This window comes from Pseudoalteromonas sp. TAE56 (genome assembly GCF_000497955.1).
Classification (GTDB): domain Bacteria; phylum Pseudomonadota; class Gammaproteobacteria; order Enterobacterales; family Alteromonadaceae; genus Pseudoalteromonas.
The window spans coordinates 89,788-109,745 of the sequence record NZ_AUTN01000079.1; the positions used below are offsets into that span (position 1 = coordinate 89,788).

The 19,958-nt window shown below is 38.7% G+C and carries 11 protein-coding genes and 3 pseudogenes; 6 read left to right on the forward strand and 8 right to left on the reverse strand.

Annotation, left to right across the window (positions count from 1 at the left end; genetic code table 11):
- Positions 1 to 53: 53 nt before the first annotated feature.
- Entirely contained in the window at positions 54 to 1,520 is a 1,467-nt protein-coding gene (gene ubiD / locus L656_RS0108165) for a 4-hydroxy-3-polyprenylbenzoate decarboxylase (RefSeq protein ID WP_024598834.1), read from the reverse strand.
- A gap of 209 nt (positions 1,521 to 1,729) precedes the next feature.
- Positions 1,730 to 2,011 (reverse strand): MliC family protein, encoded by a 282-nt coding sequence (locus L656_RS0108170; protein WP_024598835.1) that lies wholly within the window; start codon positions 2,009 to 2,011, stop codon positions 1,730 to 1,732.
- Between the two features lie 144 nt (positions 2,012 to 2,155).
- On the opposite strand from L656_RS0108170, the pseudogene L656_RS01000000122055 reads away from it, so the two are divergent.
- A pseudogene (locus tag L656_RS01000000122055) lies at positions 2,156 to 3,059 on the forward strand (DUF808 domain-containing protein).
- Positions 3,060 to 4,426: 1,367 nt separating this feature from the next.
- Positions 4,427 to 5,097: pseudogene (locus tag L656_RS1000000123440) on the forward strand (alpha/beta hydrolase family protein).
- A gap of 33 nt (positions 5,098 to 5,130) precedes the next feature.
- Here the strand turns inward: L656_RS1000000123440 and L656_RS0108185 are convergent.
- From L656_RS0108185 to L656_RS0108195, 3 genes and pseudogenes are all read right to left on the reverse strand, one after another.
- Positions 5,131 to 6,072, reverse strand: coding sequence for a tetratricopeptide repeat protein (locus L656_RS0108185; protein WP_024598836.1), 942 nt, complete (start codon positions 6,070 to 6,072; stop codon positions 5,131 to 5,133).
- A gap of 84 nt (positions 6,073 to 6,156) precedes the next feature.
- Positions 6,157 to 7,481, reverse strand: a pseudogene (locus L656_RS01000000122065) (M20/M25/M40 family metallo-hydrolase).
- 219 nt (positions 7,482 to 7,700) lie between these two features.
- Positions 7,701 to 9,779 carry a TonB-dependent siderophore receptor gene (locus L656_RS0108195; RefSeq protein ID WP_024598837.1) on the reverse strand — a complete coding sequence of 693 codons (2,079 nt, stop codon included), beginning with the start codon at positions 9,777 to 9,779 and terminating at the stop codon, positions 7,701 to 7,703.
- Between the two features lie 191 nt (positions 9,780 to 9,970).
- On the opposite strand from L656_RS0108195, the gene dbpA reads away from it, so the two are divergent.
- Complete coding sequence (gene dbpA / locus L656_RS0108200; RefSeq protein ID WP_024598838.1) at positions 9,971 to 11,359, forward strand: ATP-dependent RNA helicase DbpA; 1,389 nt, start codon at positions 9,971 to 9,973, stop codon at positions 11,357 to 11,359.
- A gap of 22 nt (positions 11,360 to 11,381) precedes the next feature.
- Here the strand turns inward: dbpA and L656_RS0108205 are convergent, their stop codons facing one another.
- The gene (locus L656_RS0108205) at positions 11,382 to 11,954 is read right to left on the reverse strand and encodes a DNA-J related domain-containing protein (protein ID WP_024598839.1); all 573 of its coding nucleotides are present in this window, start codon (positions 11,952 to 11,954) and stop codon (positions 11,382 to 11,384) included.
- A gap of 76 nt (positions 11,955 to 12,030) precedes the next feature.
- On the opposite strand from L656_RS0108205, the gene L656_RS0108210 reads away from it, so the two are divergent.
- Positions 12,031 to 14,850, forward strand: coding sequence for an ATP-binding protein (locus tag L656_RS0108210; protein ID WP_024598840.1), 2,820 nt, complete (start codon positions 12,031 to 12,033; stop codon positions 14,848 to 14,850).
- A 64-nt stretch (positions 14,851 to 14,914) separates the two neighbouring features.
- On the opposite strand, the gene rho is transcribed toward L656_RS0108210, so the two are convergent.
- Positions 14,915 to 16,174: a transcription termination factor Rho gene (gene rho, locus L656_RS0108215; protein ID WP_002960945.1), complete on the reverse strand. Its 1,260-nt coding sequence runs from the start codon at positions 16,172 to 16,174 to the stop codon at positions 14,915 to 14,917.
- Positions 16,175 to 16,359: 185 nt separating this feature from the next.
- Complete coding sequence (trxA, locus tag L656_RS0108220) at positions 16,360 to 16,686, reverse strand: thioredoxin TrxA (RefSeq protein ID WP_002960942.1); 327 nt, start codon at positions 16,684 to 16,686, stop codon at positions 16,360 to 16,362.
- A 91-nt stretch (positions 16,687 to 16,777) separates the two neighbouring features.
- Here trxA and rhlB point away from each other — a divergent pair, with 91 nt between their 5' ends.
- Together rhlB and gppA are read left to right on the forward strand one after the other, a co-directional pair.
- Positions 16,778 to 18,055 (forward strand): ATP-dependent RNA helicase RhlB, encoded by a 1,278-nt coding sequence (rhlB, locus tag L656_RS0108225; protein WP_024598841.1) that lies wholly within the window; start codon positions 16,778 to 16,780, stop codon positions 18,053 to 18,055.
- A gap of 43 nt (positions 18,056 to 18,098) precedes the next feature.
- On the forward strand, positions 18,099 to 19,592 hold the full coding sequence (gene gppA / locus L656_RS0108230) for a guanosine-5'-triphosphate,3'-diphosphate diphosphatase (RefSeq protein ID WP_024598842.1): 1,494 nt from the start codon (positions 18,099 to 18,101) through the stop codon (positions 19,590 to 19,592).
- Positions 19,593 to 19,958: the final 366 nt, after the last annotated feature.

Consider the following 19,958-nt stretch of genomic DNA (forward strand, 5'->3'; position numbering starts at 1 on the left):
TAGCATATCTGCAGGGTTATTTTATAGCCTGTTATGTACTTACATATAAACACTTAAAGAATATTAAGGCTTTCCCAAATATCATCTACGCGGTCTTTGGTGTCTTTATCCATAACAATAGGCTCGCCCCATTCGCGGGTGGTTTCGCCAGGCCATTTATTGGTAGCATCCATTCCCATTTTTGAACCAAGGCCAGAGACTGGCGATGCAAAATCGAGATAATCAATAGGTGTGTTTTCTATTAATGTTGTATCGCGCGCTGGATCCATTCGGGTTGTTATAGCCCAAATAACATCTTCCCAATCGCGGGCGTTAACATCGTCATCGCACACAATTACAAACTTGGTATACATAAACTGACGTAAGAACGACCAAACTCCCATCATCACGCGCTTGGCATGACCAGGATATTGTTTTTTCATTGTTACAATCGCCATACGGTACGAGCACCCTTCGGGCGGCAGGTAAAAATCAACGATTTCAGGAAATTGCTTTTGTAATATCGGCACAAACACTTCATTAAGTGCTACACCTAAGATCGCAGGCTCATCAGGCGGACGACCAGTAAATGTGCTGTGATAAATAGGGTTTTTACGATGCGTTAAGTGAGTCACGGTCATAACAGGAAAGTCGTCTACTTCATTATAGTAACCAGTATGATCGCCATAAGGGCCTTCTGGCGCCATTTCACCTGGCATAATGTAACCTTCAAGTACTATTTCTGCACTGGCAGGGACTTGCAAGTCATTGGAAATAGATTTAACAACTTCGGTTCTGCTACCACGTAATAAACCAGCAAACGCATATTCGCTTAATGTGTCGGGTACAGGCGTTACTGCACCTAATATAGTAGCAGGGTCGGCACCTAGTGCTACCGAGACAGGGTAAGGTTGCCCTGGATTTTCTTTACACCATTCTTGAAAATCAAGCGCGCCACCGCGGTGTGATAACCAACGCATAATTATTTTATTTTTGCCTAATAGCTGCTGGCGATAAATACCTAAATTTTGGCGCTTTTTATAAGGCCCTTTAGTTACGGTAAGGCCCCAAGTAATTAATGGTGCTGCGTCACCTGGCCAGCAATGCTGAATAGGTAATTTAGTTAAGTCTACATCATCACCCTCTAAAACTACTTGCTGACAAGGCGCTTTTTTAACTTCTTTTGCTGGCATATTAAGCACTTGCTTAAAAATCGGTATAGCGCCTAGAGCTTCTTTAATGCCCTTTGGTGGATCTGGCTCTTTTAAAAAAGCGAGTAGCTTACCTACTTCGCGCAGCTCACTAACATCGGTTTGGCCCATGCCCATTGCTACGCGTTTTGGTGTACCAAATAAGTTTGTAAGCACCGGCATATCGTAGCCTTTTGGGTTTTCAAATAATAACGCGGGACCTTTAGCACGCAATGTGCGATCAGATATTTCGGTCATTTCAAGATACGGGTCGATTTCTTGGGTGATACGTTTAAGTTCGCCTTTTTTTTCAAGCAAATCGATAAAATCACGTAGATCTTTATATTTCATTGTGGGCCGCTATTAAGCAAAAGAGTTGAAGTATTATACCCAGTTCATACAAGGCAAGTCATTATTTGCACTCAAAACTTAGAGTACCCTCAATACAGTTTAAATATGTATGAGTTAATTAGTTTTTAACTTGGCTTTATAGGGTGGTTATTCTTTTAGTACGCTTTATTACTTTATTTAGTTCAGCATTGAATTGGATATATTATTTTTTACTCTGTAACGCATTGGTATTTTTTTCCTGTAATTATTAGCATTGCGTTGTTACCTTTCCCCCAAAATAAAACATCTTCATTTATATATTTATTACCGGATGCACTTCTTTCGCGATTAAGTAAATAAGTATGATTATTGAAAGTAAGCTCAGCATTGCTCTGATTAATAACATTAAGATTAACAGTGCTTTTATCACATAAGTAGGTGGTACTTATTTGCGGGTCGTTACATGCCGTTAAGCTAAGTAAACCGGACACTATAGCCAAATATACTTTCATCATTCCTCCATTTACTTTTAAGCCACGATTTTTAGATGACTTATCTGTTTTGTTTGTATGAGAATAACAAAGCAAAATTAACCGTTGGTGAAAATTACGCTTTACGTTATGTTTATAGCAATATTTTTTGAGCTCGGAAGCTTTATGGCAGGCACTAACCTTTTAACGTTATTAGACGATATAACCACTTTACTTGACGACATTGCGACTATGAGTAAGGTAGCAACAAAAAAAACGGCTGGTGTACTAGGCGATGACTTAGCACTCAATGCCCAGCAGGTTACAGGTGTTGCAGCAGAGCGTGAATTACCTGTTGTTTGGGCTGTAGCAAAGGGCTCATTTTTAAATAAAACGATACTCGTACCCGCCNTTAATAAGCGTATGGCTGCCTTGGTTAATAACACCTCTGTTAATGATGGGTGGTTTGTTTTTATGTTTTGAGGGAGCTGAAAAAGTATTTGCTAAGTTTTTGCCTCATCACAATGAAGTGGTAGATGAGGATGAAAAATTAGACTTAGTCGAATACGAAAAGCAAAAAATAAAAGGCGCAATAAGAACCGACTTCATTCTTTCTGCCGAAATTATTGTTATTACTTTAGGCACAGTGGCGAGTGCTACATTGCTTAACCAAGCTTTAGTGCTTTGTGTTATCGCAATTATAATGACGATTGGCGTTTATGGCTTGGTGGCCGGTATTGTAAAGCTGGATGATGCTGGGCTTTATTTACTTAACCAATCTAAAGTGTCAGCAAATAAATTTAAAGAGTTACTCGGAAAAGGCTTACTAGCTGCTGCACCTAGATTAATGCAGTTTTTAGCTTTTGCAGGCACCATTGCAATGTTTTTAGTAGGCGGCGGGATTTTAGTACATGGCGTTGAGTTACTACATCATACTCAGTTGGATGTAACAAGCTATGCTCAGTCTGTTGCTGGCGGCACAGGAGAAGTATTAGCGCCTCTCTTGTTTGATGGTTTACTAGGCGTTATTGCTGGCTTAGTTGTTGTGCTTGTACATGTAAGTTATACAAAGTTATTTAAAAAACAATAGATACAAAAAAGCATCATTTTGGTTACATTCTATTTAATTTTATATATTATGGCTTCTTGTTGTTAATACAGGGAATTATGATGAATTTTTTTTTAAGATATAGCTTGTTGGTACCTCTGTTATTGGTAAGCTTCTTTAGCTTTTCAAAGCAGCCCCAAATCCCCGTGGAGCACTTTAGTAAAAATAAAGAGTTTAATCACGCTACTATTTCTCCTGGCGGCGAATATTTAGCCGTTATAAACAAAGTTGCTGGTAAAGATGCACTTGTTATTTTTGATACTAAAAACTTTAAAATGCTTCACGCAGTTGCCTTTGAAGGAAATGCCCAAGTTGGTGATTACCATTGGGTTAATAATGAGCGAGTTGTCGTTACTAAAGAGTACCTAAAAGGATGGCAAGACCACCCAGAATATCATGGTGAAATATTTGGCGTAAATGCTAACGGGGCTAGAGGTAAATATTTAATTGGTTACCATGGTGAAATGCAAACAGGTACACGCCTTAAAAGGCAGACCCCATTGTACGGAACTTCATTTGTATTAGATCCCTTAGTTACTAACAAAAGAAAAATGTTGGTAGTTACCTACCCTTGGACCTCGAGTAATGAACCTCATACTATTGTATATGAAGTAGATGTATATACTGGCAAAAGAAAGCAAGTCACTTTGTCTCCATCACGTATGGCCGAATTTTTAACTGACCACGATGGTAATGTTCGTGTTTCAGTATCTACAGATAACTATATAGATGCAAAAATACATACTAAAGAAAAAGAAGGTGGTGACTGGAAGAAATTAAATTTAGGAGAAGTTAATTATGGCGATATTAGATTAAGAGCTTTTGATAAATCTGGTGACAGCATTTATATGACTGCTTCTGTTGGTGGCGAAGCTGAAGGGTTGTATAAACTAAATCTAAATACTAAGGAAATAGAATTAGTCCATCAAGAACAATATGTATCTCCAAAAAGAGTATGGGTTGATGAAGCTTCAAAAGAGTTATTTGCAATAGAAAGTGAGTTAGGTTACCCAAACTATGCTTTTATAGATAAAGATTCTCATAAGAGTGTTCGCTTAAAATCTTTGATAGAAGCATTGCAAGGCGACCAAGTGCAGTTAGTCAGTAGCACCTCTAATGGCGATATTAATGTTATTTACGCATCAAGTGATACCAATCCTGGTAAATATTACTTATACGATGGGGTGCAAAATAAGCTAAGAATATTATTTTCAGCGCGTGGCTGGCTGAACGAAAATGAGCTTTCAAAAACAAAACCTGTTCAATATAAAACTCGGGATGGTCTAACTATTTATGGTTATTTAACTGTTCCTAATGGTGTTGAAGGTAAAAACTTACCTCTAGTTGTAATGCCCCATGGCGGTCCACATGGTCCTCGTGATTATTGGGGTTATGATTCTGAGGTACAGTTATTAGCAAGCAGGGGAATGGCTGTACTAAGAGTTAATTTTAGAGGTTCAGGTGGCTTTGGTCGAAACTTCGAAGAAGCAGGCTATCAAAAGTGGGGTTCTGATATACAGTTTGATATTATTGATGGTGTTAAGTTTTTAATTTCTAATGGCACAGTAAACAAAAATAACATTTGTATAATGGGATCAAGCTTTGGTGCTTATTCAGCTTTGCAGAGCGCTATTTTAGAGCCTGAGATGTTTAAGTGTGCCATAGGCACTGTTGGTATTTATGATTTACCGCTAATGTTTGAAGAAGGTGATATCTCAGGGCGTAGTACAGGACAAAATTATCTTGAAAACGTTTTAGGCACTGATGAAGCTGTTTTGAAGGCATTTTCACCTAGTTATAATGTAGATAAGCTTAAAGCCGCTGTGCTCATAGTTCACGCAGGTGAAGATGCGCGAGCTCCTATTGAGCAAGCCGAATNGTGGCTGCATTGAAAAAAGCTGACCACCCTTATAAGTACGTGTTATTGGAAGATGAGGGCCATGGTTTTTACAAAGAAGAACACAGAACTGATTACTACAAACAAGTACTTAGTTTTTTAGATAAACATTTAGAGTTATAAAAGAATAAAGCAGTAAGTAAGAAACTTACTGCTTTATTCACATATAATTGTTTTACAAAGAGATTCCAATTCAAATTGTGCTTTAGTATTTTTTTGCTCTATGGCCCTTTTATACCAGTAAATAGCTTGTTGATGATTTTGAGCTATTCCTTCACCATCACGATACATCTGCGCTAAATTTAATTGCCCCCACTGAGAGCCTGCTTCAGCAGCTAATTTAAAGCTATCAAATGCTTCAACAAATAATCCATCTTTAAAATAAATAATGCCTTGTTGATTATTTTTATCGAGCTTTAAGCCTTTATATAGTGGCTTAGGTTTAGGAGGAAACATCACAAATCCGCCATAAAGGCTGTTGGCATATGGGCGTAGTACGTCGTAAATAACTTCGTCATTATATAAGCGCTTTATTTCATTGCGAGGGAGAGTAATGGTGTTAGTTGAAAAATAGTTATTTTGTACCAATTGGCTAGTACGCATTGCCAGCGTAACACTGTTGTTTCGTTTATAGCTGTAGTTACTTACTTGAAAGGTAGTAAATTGCGCGTCAAAACTTATCACCTGAGCAATTTTTAGGTTTGTAAGAGTCCAAGGTTCATGGGTAAATTTATCAGCCTGTACTAAATAGGTATCGTATAGTTTTGGCGTGCTTAAGTAATTTTGCTTTTGAGCTTCGTTATCAAGATACTGTTGATAAAAGAAGGTGATTATCCAAAGCAATAAAAAAGCGCCAATAAAGTACTTAGGTAGGCTTAGTTTTTCTATTAATGGTAGCTGCGTTATTTTTACAGGTTCGTTTTTTCCGCATTGATAGCACTCGCGTTTGTAATTTAATTTTAAGGCGAGCATGGGCAAAATACTAAATCGTAAATAGCGGCTTTTATTTACTAAATGGTAGGCGTCACTTTGGCAGTGTGGGCAGCGTATTGTTTGTGCAAAATGTGGAAATGATTCACTCGTGTTGAAAAGTAACATAAAGCACGCTCCTTGTTTAATTACCTAAAGGTAAAACAAGGAGCGCATTAATCAAAGCTGCAAACTGTAAGTAAGTATGTCTGATTATTTAGTTTGCGCCTTAGGCTTGATTGCTGTTTTAGCATCGGCAGCCATTAAAGCAAATACGGCGTATGCTGCGGTATTTTGACGAAGCTTAGCAGGTGTTACTTTATCAAGCGTATCGTCAGCTGTATGGTGGTAATCAAAGTAATCAGTTCCATCTTGAGCAAGTTCAAAAATAGGTGCTGACGTTGCATTCTTAAGTGGAATTAGATCCGGGCCTCCATTCGCTTGGTTTTTACCAATGTATTCAACATTTAATGATGCAAGCTCTTTTGCTATTGCGCGTACTACAGGAAGCGAAGCGGCATCTACATTTGACTCAAAAGCGTATACTACATCGGCACCAAAGTCAGACTCAGCGGCTGCAACAATATTGCTTAACTCGTTTTTATGCTCTTCAAAATAAGCTTTTGCACCCCAAAGACCTAGCTCTTCAGCTGCAAAAAGTACCACACGAATACTGCGCTTAGGACGTTTTACATCACTAATATGTTTAGCGGCTGNGCCATTGTTAGTGCAACGCCTGCGCCGTCATCTAGTGCGCCAGTCCCTAAGTCCCAAGAATCTAAATGCCCGCCAATTAATACATATTGCTCAGGGTTTTCGGTACCATTAAATTGGCCAATAACGTTATAACCTGTTCCTTCACCTAGATTTTCGGTTTGCACATTAATATTTACCGACACGTCTTTATTTAATGCAATAAGTCGTGCGATTTGGTCTGCATCTGGGTTAGCAATTGTTACGTTAGGTATTTTTGTAACACCTTCTTTGTAGTAACTACCGCCAGTGTGTGCAAAACGATGATGGNCAGCCGGTCCGTAACCATTGCCGTCTATATCGCGGTTCATGCGGTAATTAATATACGCAATTTTACCTTTTAAGCTGTTATCTGGTGCAGCAATTAACTCATCAAGTGTTTCGAACAAGACTACTGGTGCTGTGATCCCATCTTTTGGTGTACTTATACTGTTACCTAATGCAGTTAAATGAAGAGGTTGCTCGCTTGGTGTTAGTATTTTTCCGCTTTCGCTATAACGGCGCCATTCAGGGAAGGTCGCTTCTTCAAGCCATACTTTATCAAAACCTAGCTCATTAAATTTAGCTTTAGCCCATGCAACCGCTTTTTTGTCGTTTTCGGTTCCAGGAAGTCGTGGGCCAACTTCAGTTGTTAATGACTCTAGTAATTTATAGCTTAAATCACTATTTAGAGCAGAAGTGCGTACTTCGTCTACTTGTTGTAATTGTTTTTGGGTAAATTCGGCGCTATTAGCGTTTGCAGCCATACTGCTAGTAAGCAGCAGTGCGGTAATTAATTTGTTCATTTTGGTAGGCCTTTTTAATAATTAGCGCTATTAGAGCATGTAACAAACATGATAAAAAATAGATGAGATGAATAGACTTTGTAATAGGTTTAATGCAGTTAGGTATAAACGTTTAGATATAAAAAAGCCCGCGTAAATGTACGCGGGCTATATTTTAAAACTATTATTTTAAGTTATTATTTTAAGTTATTATTTTAAGTTATTATTTTAAGCGTTTAATTAAAAGCTAAATTGCGCAGCTAAACGAAGATTTGTGCCTTCGCCAACAGTTACATTACTAGTACCGCCACCACCTAAATAGTTTTTATCAAATAAGTTTTCGATATTAAGGCGTAAATTAATATCGGTATTACTTAAGTTAAATTTATAAGTAGCACCTACATCAACGCGAGTGTACGCATCTTTAGTAATTGTATTGGCGCTATCAGCAAAACGCTCGCCTTCGTAAAAAGCACCTGCATTAAGTGCAATTGCGTCGTTTAATTCATAACGAGTCCAAAGTGATGCCGACCATTTTGGTGCATCGGTAGGGCGTTTGCCTTCAAGTTCTTCGTCACGCTCAAAGTTTGCATCGAGGTACATAGTTGACGCCATAACAAATAAACGGTCAGTAGCGGCACCTTGAGCGCTTAGCTCAACACCTTTATGACGTTGTTCACCTACTTGGTTTGTTTCACTTGTGAATGACCCAATAGGAACTTCAAGTTGTTCGCTAACAAGAGTACCTTCTTTGCTAATATCAAAAATAGCACTGGTAAGCATTAGGCGGTCATCAAATAACTGCCATTTAATGCCAATCTCTCTTTGCTCAGACGTAATAGCATCTAATTTCATACCGTTATTTACATCTGTTTCATCAATTAAGGTTTCACTACCTTGAGGCTCGAAACCTTCTGAGTAACTAGCGTATATAGTTGCAGAAGCATTTGGGTGATAAAGCACGCCTACTTTTGGTACAAATGATTCGTTATCTGCATCTTCTCGCGTTTGCTTATCGTAACGTCCACCTAGCGATAATTGCCACTCTGGCGAAAACGAAATTAAGTCTTGAACGTAAATACCGTAGTAGTCGTATTCAGTTTCACTTATTGTATCATCTGTTTTATAGCTTACTGATGGGCGAGATGGTTCTGCTTGCCCTGCTGAAAAGTCGAAGTAGTCGGCAGACGTGCGGCGTTGTCCATAGTAGTAATCCAATGAGTTTGCGCCAATTAATAATTGGTGTTGAATACCAGCTGTTTCAAATTCACCAATAAAATCAATAAATGCGGTTTTAAACTGCCAATCATCAAAACGATCGTAAGGGCGAGATTCATAGCTGTCACCTTCAGCAAAGCCGCCTGGCATACGCGGTGCTGACTCAAAGCGTTGGCGCTCAAACGTTTGTTCGTTATAGCCAAGCTTTACCTGCCAGTTATCGGTTAAAAATACCTCTAGGTCTAAACCTACGTTTTCTACCGTTATATCGGTAAATGCCCAAGACATATCACGAATTGTTTTGTCGCTACCAATTACTTTGGCGTTATCGTCTATCCATGCACCCGTATCTAAACCTGCTTCGTCGTCTGTACGGTCGTAATGCACGCGTACTAATGCATTGTCGCTAATATCGTAATCTACAACTAAAGCACCTAAAAAGCGGTCACGCTCACGGTTTTCACCATTTTGATATTCACGCCAGTAATCTACGTCTTGCTTTACTAATATGCCACGTGCACGTAAATCTTCAGATTCAGTCAAGGCACCACTGGCATCCATCATAAAACGAGTTGAGCCATGCTGATCTACATCGGCACTGGCATTAAACAGTGTAGTTACAGTTGGCTTTTTGGTTACCATGTTAACCAAGCCACCAGGGCCTGACTGACCGTATAAAATGCTTGATGGGCCTTTAATTACTTCAACTTGTTGTAAAATTTCGATTGGTTGTTGATAGTGAGACCAATGCTGATGGCCGTCACGTAAATAACCTGTTGATGAGCTTAGCTCAAACCCACGTAGGTTAAATACTTCACGGTTTCGTTGCTGTGAGCCTGCCGTTAAGCTGGCGTCATTTGTTAGCACTTCGCCAAGTGTAGTGGCGAGCTGTTCGTTAACAATAGTGTCTGTTATTACGGTTACAGATTGTGCGGTTTCAAGTAATGAAGCTGATGTTCTCATTGCGCCATTAGCGTTGTCTACTTTGTAGTCGTTAAAGTAGCTACCTTTTACTTCTATACGTTCAAGGTCGGTAGAGTTTGCATATGCGTTTGTTGTAATGCTTGCCAGTAGTGCTAGGTAAAGAGAATTCAGTTTCATTGATTGCTTCCAGCGCAGTTATGTAAAAAACAATCGCGATCTTAATGCAAACTACTATCATTTTCAACACCTTTTGTTAACGTACTTTATTATGTGTTTGTTAATGGTTGCTAATTACGAATTCTGCTATTATTAGCGGCATATTTAGTGGGGCTTTCCCCCACGTTATTTTTATTGCTATGGAACTTACTGTGACTTCAACTGCTTTTTCATCTTTGGCTTTACCGACTGGACTCGTTGATAATTTATCAACACTTGGCTATGCCCACATGACACCCGTACAAGCACAAAGTTTACCGCCTGTACTTGCTGGTAAAGACATCATTGCTCAGGCAAAAACCGGTTCAGGTAAAACTGCTGCGTTTAGTTTAGGTGTACTCGCTAAATTAAACGTAAAACGCTTTCGTATTCAGTCGTTAGTTTTATGCCCAACCCGAGAGCTTGCTGAGCAGGTTGCGGTTGAAATGCGAAAATTAGCGCGCGGTATCCACAATATTAAAATATTAACGCTATGCGGTGGTGTATCAATTGGTCCTCAAATTGGCTCGCTTGAACATGGTGCGCATATTATTGTTGGCACGCCTGGGCGTGTTGACGACCATATTCGTAAAGGTACTTTACGTTTAGATGATGTTGAAACATTGGTGCTTGATGAAGCCGATCAAATGCTTGATATGGGTTTTCAAGACACACTTGATGCAATTATTGAGCGTATTCCACAAAATCGTCAAACATTGTTATTTAGTGCTACATTCCCAAGAGCTATTGAAGCAATTGCTAAGCGTGTACTTAAAAACCCAGAAATGGTTAAAGTAGAAGAAGAACAAGCCAAAAGTACAATTAAGCAGTACTTCTACAAAATGGATAATAATAAGCAGCGCTACCCAACGCTAAAATTATTACTACTTAAATTTACACCACAAAGCTGTGTTGTATTTTGTAATACCAAAGTAGAAACACAACAAGTGTGTGACGATTTAGCTGACGAAGGCTTTAGTGCTGTTTCGCTACACGGTGATTTAGAGCAGCGCGATCGTGAACGTACGTTAATTCACTTTTCAAATAAAAGTGCTTCAATACTTGTTGCTACCGATGTTGCTGCACGTGGTTTAGATATTGATGATATGGATATGGTTATTAACTACCATTTGGCACATGATACGCAAACACATGTTCACCGTGTTGGTCGTACTGGGCGCGCAGGTAAAAAGGGCATTGCATGCTCTATTTACGGTGAAGCAGAAGCGTTTAAAATTGCTCAAATAGGCGAACATTACGAGCGTGATATTACGCCAGAGCAAATGCCACCATTTAATTTATTAGACAAGCCGCCGTACCGCCCTGAAATGGTTACTTTAATGATTGATTCAGGTAAAAAGCAAAAAGTGCGCGCTGGTGATATTTTAGGTGCTTTAACGGGGAAAGATGGTGTTGCAGGTCGTCAGGTAGGTAAAATTAACGTACTTGATAACGTAGCATTTGTTGCTGTTGAACGTAATTCATCAAAACCAGCGCTTCGTAAATTAACCGAAGGTAATATTAAAGGGCGAAAAATCCGCGCTCGTCGCCTTACTCGTTAATTTAAACTTCTAAATTAATAGATTAACGAGCAGCTACCTTTAGCTGCTCGTATTGTAATTTTATTTTTTTAAACTTCACTTCACACCCACTTGGTTTATCTGGGTGCATTTGTAATGCAAGTTGTCTCCAGCGCTTTTGAACGTTTTTAAGAGTAAAATTTTCAGGTAACTTCCATTCTAAAGCCAACTCTTTAAATTCATTTTCATTTAAAGCCTGTTGTGGCGATGTCGTTTTAAACTGACGCCAAAAGCTATTTAAAAGCTCATCAATCTGCTCTTCACTAGTATCGTAATTATGCCAATCTAAATAATAATCTCGCAAATTCTCGTTTGTTGTTACTAAACTATTATCTCCTTTTTCTAAAAGCTCGATATGCAGAGCTGAAATGAGTAAACTCTGAGGGCATAATTGTGCCTGCAGTTGGTACAGTGCATTCATAATTAAAAAGTTACGTTTAAATAAATCACGTTCAGGACTTTTATCGAGAGTGGTCATAGCGCTACGGGTGGTCAGTTCTGCTGCTAAAGTATGAACTTGCCAAACCTGCTTTGTTAGTATTAGCTCAAAAATCTCATCAATCAGTGGGTTAAGCATTGTTTAGGCCCTAGTAGTTGGTGTATCTTCAATAAAGATTACACTGATATAAGTAACGGTTTGAAGGATTAAAATTATGCTGGGCAAGTTAAAATGCCTCTTATTTACTATATGCTGTGTACTAATAGCTCCTGGTTATGCCCAAAATACTGATTCTTTATTTGAGCAATTCAAAAACGAAGTACAGTGGGAGCCTAAATTACAATTAGCAAACATGCTACTTACTAATAAAGATGCCTCCAAAAAAGAGCGTGTCGCTGTTTATTCGGCATTGGGTAATAGTGCGTTATCGGCTGATAATTTTAAAGAATCTTTACACTATTTTAAATTACTAGAACAACATACTTCAGATACATTCTTTCCTGATGAGCACTTTCGTGCAATTAAAATGCAAGGTGTGGTGCTCTTCTATCAAGGTTTATTTCAAAAAGCCATTATTGAATACAGCCGTACCCTAGTATTAGCTGAAAAAAATGAGCAATTACTTGAACAAGCAAATTTACTAAATAATATTGGCTTGGCCTATTTTAATATGAACAAGTTAGGCGATACTCTAGAGTTTTATTTAAAAGCAAAAGCTATTTACGAAGCGCACGGCAGTGAACAAGATCAAACCGATATACTACTTAATATAGCTGGCGTTTATATACGCTTATCACGCTACGATAGTGCGTTTAGTCTTTATCAAGATGTACTTAAAGTTTATCAGCGATTAGATGATAAAAGCGGTATTGCGCAGGTATATAACAATATGGGTGTTGCTCATATGGAGAGCAACCAATTTGATTTAGCACTACATTATTATCAGTTAGCGCTGCGATATTATATTTCAGCTAATGATTACAATAAGTTATCTACACAATATACTAATTTGGCAAATACTAATTTAGTATTGAAAAAAGTTGATGAAGCATACGAGCAAGCTAAATTAGGTGAGTACTATGCGCTTAAAATAGATAACCATAATTTAGAGCTTAATGCGTTACATGCGCTGGCTAAGATTCAGTTTGTTAAGGGCAATTTAGATGAGGCTCAAATAAATTTAGATCGAGCTATTTTACTTGCCCATGAATACGGCAGTGAGCGAATAATTAGGGAAAGCTTGGGGGCCAAAGCACTTCTTGAAGCGAGTAAAGGCGATTATTCAAGTGCAATGGCTTTGCAACAAAAATACATTAGTGAGCTGCGAAAACTCAGAAGTACGGCAATTATTAACGCGCTAGCGGTGCTTCAGCATCAATTTAAAGCAACACAATTAAACCAGGAAATAGAAAAACTTAAACAAGATCGCCGTGTGCAAGAACTGAAAATGTCGCAGCGTTCTCAGCTTACTTTATTCTCTTTTTTACTATTACTGTTAGTTGTAGTAACAGGTATTGCACTTTACCGTCGTGGTGCAGAAAAACGCGCTAAGCAGCAGTTAACAGAACAAGTTACGCAACGTACTGCAGAATTGCAGGCAATTGCACAAGAGCTCAGAGAGGCCAATGATGTTAAAAGCCAGTTTTTAGCTAATATTAGTCACGAAATTCGCACTCCACTAACTGCTATTTTAGGGCAAACAGATGCCTTAATTAATGAATTATATGAGCCTGAGTCACTTAAAGATGAATTAAGAGTAATTCAGCGTCACAGTGACCATTTAAAAAGCTTAATAAATGATGTACTTGATTTAAGTAAAATTGAAGCCAATAGATTAGAGTTAAATATTTCGTGCTTTGATATTGTCGAGCTCGTAAGTGATGTACATGCCATGTTTATTACCCAAGCAAAAGCAAAAAATCTACACCTTATTTTAGACAATCAAGTGGGTAATGAGTTTTACACTAAGCTCGATTTGATTCGCGTAAAGCAGGTTCTTATAAACCTGTGTGCCAATGCTATTAAGTTTACTCACGCTGGCCGGATCATCATTGCTTTAAATAAGAGTGATCAAGGGCTGGTTATTATTATAAAAGATACCGGTATTGGTATGAGCTCTAAACAGTTAAAGCTTATTTTTGAATGCTTTAGCCAAGCAGATAACAGCATTAGCCGTCGCTTTGGTGGTACAGGGTTAGGCCTTAGCTTATCGCAACAATTAGCCGCGATGATGGGCGGTTATATTAGCGTACAAAGCGAATACAAAAAGGGCAGTCAGTTCTCGTTCTTTTTACCGTGCGCAGAAGTAAATAAATCGCAAAGCATGATTGAAGCTCAAAGTACTTCTAAGGAAAATAAGCGATTGGCGGGTCGTGTTTTACTTGCGGAGGATCATCCTGATAATCGTAGGCTAATAAGCCGCTATTTACGCTCAATGGGACTCGAGGTTATTGCTGTTGAAAATGGTGAGCAAGCGGTAGAGCAGTGCTTAAAAGAATACCCTGACTTAGTATTACTCGATATTCAAATGCCAGTGATGGACGGGCGTTCTGCTTTCCAACTATTGAAACAGTGTGGTTTTGAACGGCCTATTTTTGCTTTAACAGCAAATGCTATGAGTCATGAAGTAGATAGTTACTTAGAGTTAGGGTTTACAGGTTACTTAGGTAAACCGATAGACAAAGAGTCATTTTATAAAGCGCTCTCTAATCACCTACATAATGCAGAAGATCAGCCAATTATAAAGCAAAATGAAGTTGATATGAGCGATCTTGTGATTAGTTTCAAGCAGAGCTTTGCTTTGGAGAGTGAAACGATTACCCAGCATTTTATAAGCGAAGATTTAGGTGCGCTACAAAAAGATAGCCATCGCATTTTAGGGGCTGCACAAATGTTTGGTTTGGATGAAATTGCGCAATCGGCTAAAAATTTAGACAGAGCACTTCTATACAGAACCCAAAAAAGCAGTGCAAATGATTTTAAAGCGCTCGTTGATACACTGCAGAGTGTACTTAAAAAGTATAATGAGAGTTAAACTGTATTTAATCCAGACATAAAAAAAGCGCCTTAGGCGCTTTTTTTATTCAATTAAAACGCTTTTATTGGCGTCTCATCGAATCAAAAAATTCATCATTGGTTTTGCTCATCGATAGTTTATCGATTAAGAATTCCATTGCATCAATTTCTGACATGTCATGAACAATTTTACGTAAAATCCAAAGCTTTTGAAGTTCATCTGGTTTTGTTAGTAATTCTTCACGACGAGTACCTGAGCGGTTAAAGTCGATAGCTGGGAATACACGTCTTTCCGCAATTTTACGGTTAAGGTGAAGTTCCATGTTACCAGTACCTTTAAACTCTTCGTAGATAACTTCATCCATTTTAGAGCCAGTATCGATAAGAGCTGTAGCTATGATTGTTAAGCTACCACCTTCCTCAACGTTACGTGCAGCACCAAAGAAGCGCTTAGGTTTATGTAATGCGTTAGCGTCAACACCACCAGTAAGTACTTTACCTGATGAAGGAATAACGGTGTTATAAGCACGTGCTAAACGAGTGATTGAATCCAATAAGATAACAACATCTTTTTTATGTTCAACTAGGCGTTTTGCTTTTTCGATAACCATTTCGGCAACTTGTACGTGACGAGAAGCTGGCTCATCGAACGTTGATGCAATAACTTCACCTTTAACTAGGCGTTGCATCTCTGTTACTTCTTCCGGACGTTCATCAATAAGTAAAACCATTAATGTTACATCAGGATGATTGTGCGTAATTGATTGTGCAATATTTTGAAGCAGCATTGTTTTACCCGCTTTTGGCGGAGCTACTAACAAACCACGTTGGCCGCGGCCAATAGGAGATGCTAAATCAAGTACACGGGCTGTAATATCTTCTTTACTGCCGTTACCACGTTCCATGCGAAAACGTTCGTTTGCATGTAATGGAGTAAGATTTTCAAAAAGAATTTTAGTTCGAGAGTTTTCAGGTTTATCAAAGTTAACTTCATTTACTTTAAGTAAAGCAAAGTAACGTTCACCGTCTTTAGGTGGACGAATAAGACCTGAAATTGAATCGCCAGTACGCATGCTGAAACGGCGAATTTGGCTAGGTGAAACATAAATGTCATCTGGGCCAGCTAAGTAAGAGGCTTCTGATGATCTTAAGAAGCCGAAACCATCTTGTAAAATCTCTAATACACCGCCGCCGAAGATATTCTCTCCGCCTTTGGCATGGGATTTAAGAATGGCAAAAATGATATCTTGCTTTCTTAAGCGGGCTACGTTTTCGAGCCCCATGGACTCAGCTAAGTCTACAAGCTCTTTAATGGACTTGTCTTTTAATTCGCGTAAATGCATATTGGTGGGTTCTTTATTACAGTTGTCATACTCAAAATCGCTTTGATCGTTGAGTGAGGTTTGTTGAATATAACTAAGGATTAGTTGGCTTTATAAACTAGCAGTTCACTGGCAAAGCGTCCAGTCTTTATACAAAATAAATTTAAAAAAGGGCAAAAAGCCCTTTTTATTGTTCTAGCTTACAGTTAGATGTTGTTTTCTAAAAACTCGATAAGTTGAGTTTTTGAAAGAGCACCTACTTTCGTTGCAGCTACTTGGCCATCTTTAAAAAGAAGTAAAGTAGGAATACCACGAATACCAAATTTTGGTGGTGTGCCAGCATTTTGGTCGATATTTAATTTAGCAACAGTCACACGGCTGTCGTATTCATCAGCAACTTCGTGAAGAATAGGGGCGATCATTTTACAAGGTCCACACCATTCAGCCCAGAAATCTACTAGTACTGGTTTGTCTGATTGTAATACGTCAGCTTCAAAGCTATCGTCAGTAATTTGGATTATTTTCTCGCTCATTGCGCTCTCCGATTTAGTTAGGCGAAATATTTAGTGCGTATTTAAACACTCTTGTTTCTTATTGCAAGTTTAAACGTTATGCTTAAACGCTATGACTAAGACACATTTAACCGATAAAAAGTTTTCAGACTTTGCTATCGCACCGGAAGTGGTTGCCGGTTTAACCGAGAATGGGTTTGAATATTGCACACCTATTCAAGCAAAATGCCTACCTTTTATTTGTGATGGACGCGATATCGCGGGCCAAGCTCAAACTGGTACAGGCAAAACGTTGGCATTTTTAACTGCCACGTGCCATCGGTTATTACAATCTAGCAAAGCACCTAGTAAACATCCAAGAGCCCTGATCATGGCCCCTACTCGGGAGCTTGCGATTCAGATACACAAAGATGCTAAAATTTTAGCGCCGCACTGTAATCTTAACTTAGGTTTAGTATATGGTGGCGAAGATTACGAAAAACAACGTGCACAACTAGAAAAAGGCGTTGATATTTTAATTGGTACTACAGGTCGTCTAATTGATCTGTATAAGCAAGGCTGTTACACCCTTAATGAAATTGAGGTAGTCGTGCTTGACGAAGCTGATCGTATGTTCGATTTAGGTTTTATCAAAGATATTCGCTATATGTTCGATCGTATGCCAGATACATCAAAGCGTTTAAACTTATTATTTTCTGCCACATTATCATATCGCGTACAAGAATTAGCTTTTGAGCACATGACAAACCCAGAACATGTTCAAATTGAACCTGACGTTAAAACGGGTAAACGTATTCAAGAAGAGCTATTTCATCCTTCGCAAGAAGATAAAATTAAGCTGTTGTTAACCTTAATTGAAGAAGAATGGCCAGAGAAAGCAATCGTGTTTGCAAATACTAAGCACAGTTGTGAAACTGTTTATGCTTGGCTTAAGTCAGACGGTCATCGTGTAGGCATGCTTACTGGTGATGTTAACCAGAAAAAACGCCAAACTATATTAGCGCAGTTTAGCAAGGGCGACTTAGACTTTTTAGTTGCTACAGATGTTGCTGCGCGTGGTCTTCATATTCCAGAAGTAAGTCATGTATTTAACTTTGATTTACCTGACGATTGTGAAGATTATGTACACCGTATTGGTCGTACTGGTCGTGCTGGCGCATCAGGCCACGCAATCAGTTTTGCGTGTGAGCAATATGCTTATAACTTACATGAAATTGAAGAATATATAGAGCACAGCATTCCTTTATCTCATTATGATAAAACAGCATTGCTAGATGATTTAACTCAGCCTATTATTCAAAGAAAGCGCAACTATTCAAATGGTCCACGTAACCGTAGTAATAACAGCGGACGTCGCCCAAATAATAGTTACCAAAAAGGACGGTCGTAAGCGACCGTTTGTATAAGTAGTAGTAACTAGAGGTTTTTGAACGGTGGGGCAACTTAAACCGCAAAAAAATGTATACGCAGTTATTGATTTGGGCTCAAATAGCTTTCATATGCTTATAGCCAAATCAATTGCTGGCGGTCTACAAACAATTGGACGTGTTAAACGCAAAGTCCGATTAGCCGCAGGGCTTGATAAAGATAACGTATTGAGCACTGAAGCAATGCAGCGAGGCTGGGAATGCCTTGCCCTTTTTGCTGAGCGTCTACAAGATATCCCAGATAAAAACATCACCATAGTAGCAACAGCTACCTTACGGTTGGCAACTAACGCCGAAGTATTCAAAAACCATGCAGAAAAGATTCTTGGCCATAGCATTAATGTTATTAGCGGAGAATTAGAAGCGCGCACAATTTATAAAGGTGTTGCTCATACTTCATCTTGTACTGGCAAACAGCTTGTTATTGATATTGGTGGTGCAAGTACCGAAGTTGTAATTGGTAAAGCATTTGATGCCTTACATTACAAAAGCCTCAATATGGGGTGTGTTACCTATCTTGAACGCTATTTCAAAGACTGCCAATTAAGTAAGGGTAACTTTAACGCAGCTATAAAGGCAGCTCGTACAGTCATTGATGAAATTTCTCCAGAATATAAAACAGCGGGATGGCAAATTGCATCTGGTGCTTCTGGCACAGTGCAAGCAATTCAAGAAATTATGGTCGCTCAAAATCTTGACGATTTACTCACGCTTGAAAAGCTCAACACTATAAAAGAGCAAGCAATTGCATTTAGCACCATTGCAGCGCTAGACCTTCCTGGATTAAGTGAAGACCGTCGACTGGTATTTGTATCAGGACTCGCAATTTTAATCGCACTTTTTGAATCTCTTGAAATAGAAAAAATGGGATTGGCGGGTGGAGCACTGCGTGAAGGTGTTTTATATAGCATGGTTCCGGAGTTTCATAATAACGACATTCGTAAACGCACAGTTGATGGGTTTATGAGTCGTTATCACGTTGATCAAAAACAAGCGTGTCGAGTTTCAAGCTTGGCTATGCAGTTAGCGATAAGTATTGATAAAGATTGGCCAATTGAAAGTTTAAATGGGTTACCACTATTAAAAGCGGTAGCGCAGCTTCATGAGATTGGATTACTAATAGAATATAAGCAGTATCATAAACACACCGCTTATATTTTGGAAAATACTGATATGCCTGGTTTTTCACAGTCAGAGCATAAATTAATAGTAGCGGTAGCGGATGCGCATCGTTCTGATTTTCCAAAAGGCTGTTTTAATTCACTCGGCGTAAATAGTCTATTAGCGCAATATATAGTGAGATTACTACGAATAGCAGTCATCTTATCAATGCGCAGACAAGATGATGTACTGCCTAAGTTTGAGTTAACTGCTAAAAATGAAGTGTTAGACCTTAAGTTTAAAAGTAACTGGTTAAAAGATCATCCATTAATGGCTAGCGAGCTACAACAAGAGTCTAAACAGCAAGGTAAACTTGGGTGGAAGCTCATAGTAAACTAATTAAAAAGGCCCATCAGGGCCTTTTTAGTGTTTAAAGTAACCATTTCGATGTAAATGTGTGCGAACAGCACATTATTTCAAGTTTCCTTCAAAAAAGGGTTGATCTGTTTTCGGATCTCCCTATAATGCGACCCCACTGAGACGGGAAACGTCAACGCATAGCGAGGCGTGAACAACTCAGGGTGTTAAGTAAAACTTAGTTTGAATCTTTTTAGAAAGTTCAAATTTAAGTATTGACAAAAAAATAGGAACGCGTAATATGCGCAGCCCTAGCGAGATAAATTTTAACTTTAATCGCAACGTTCTTTAAAAATATAAAGCAATCATCTGTGTGGGCACTCGTACAGATTGAGTTCTAACAGCCAA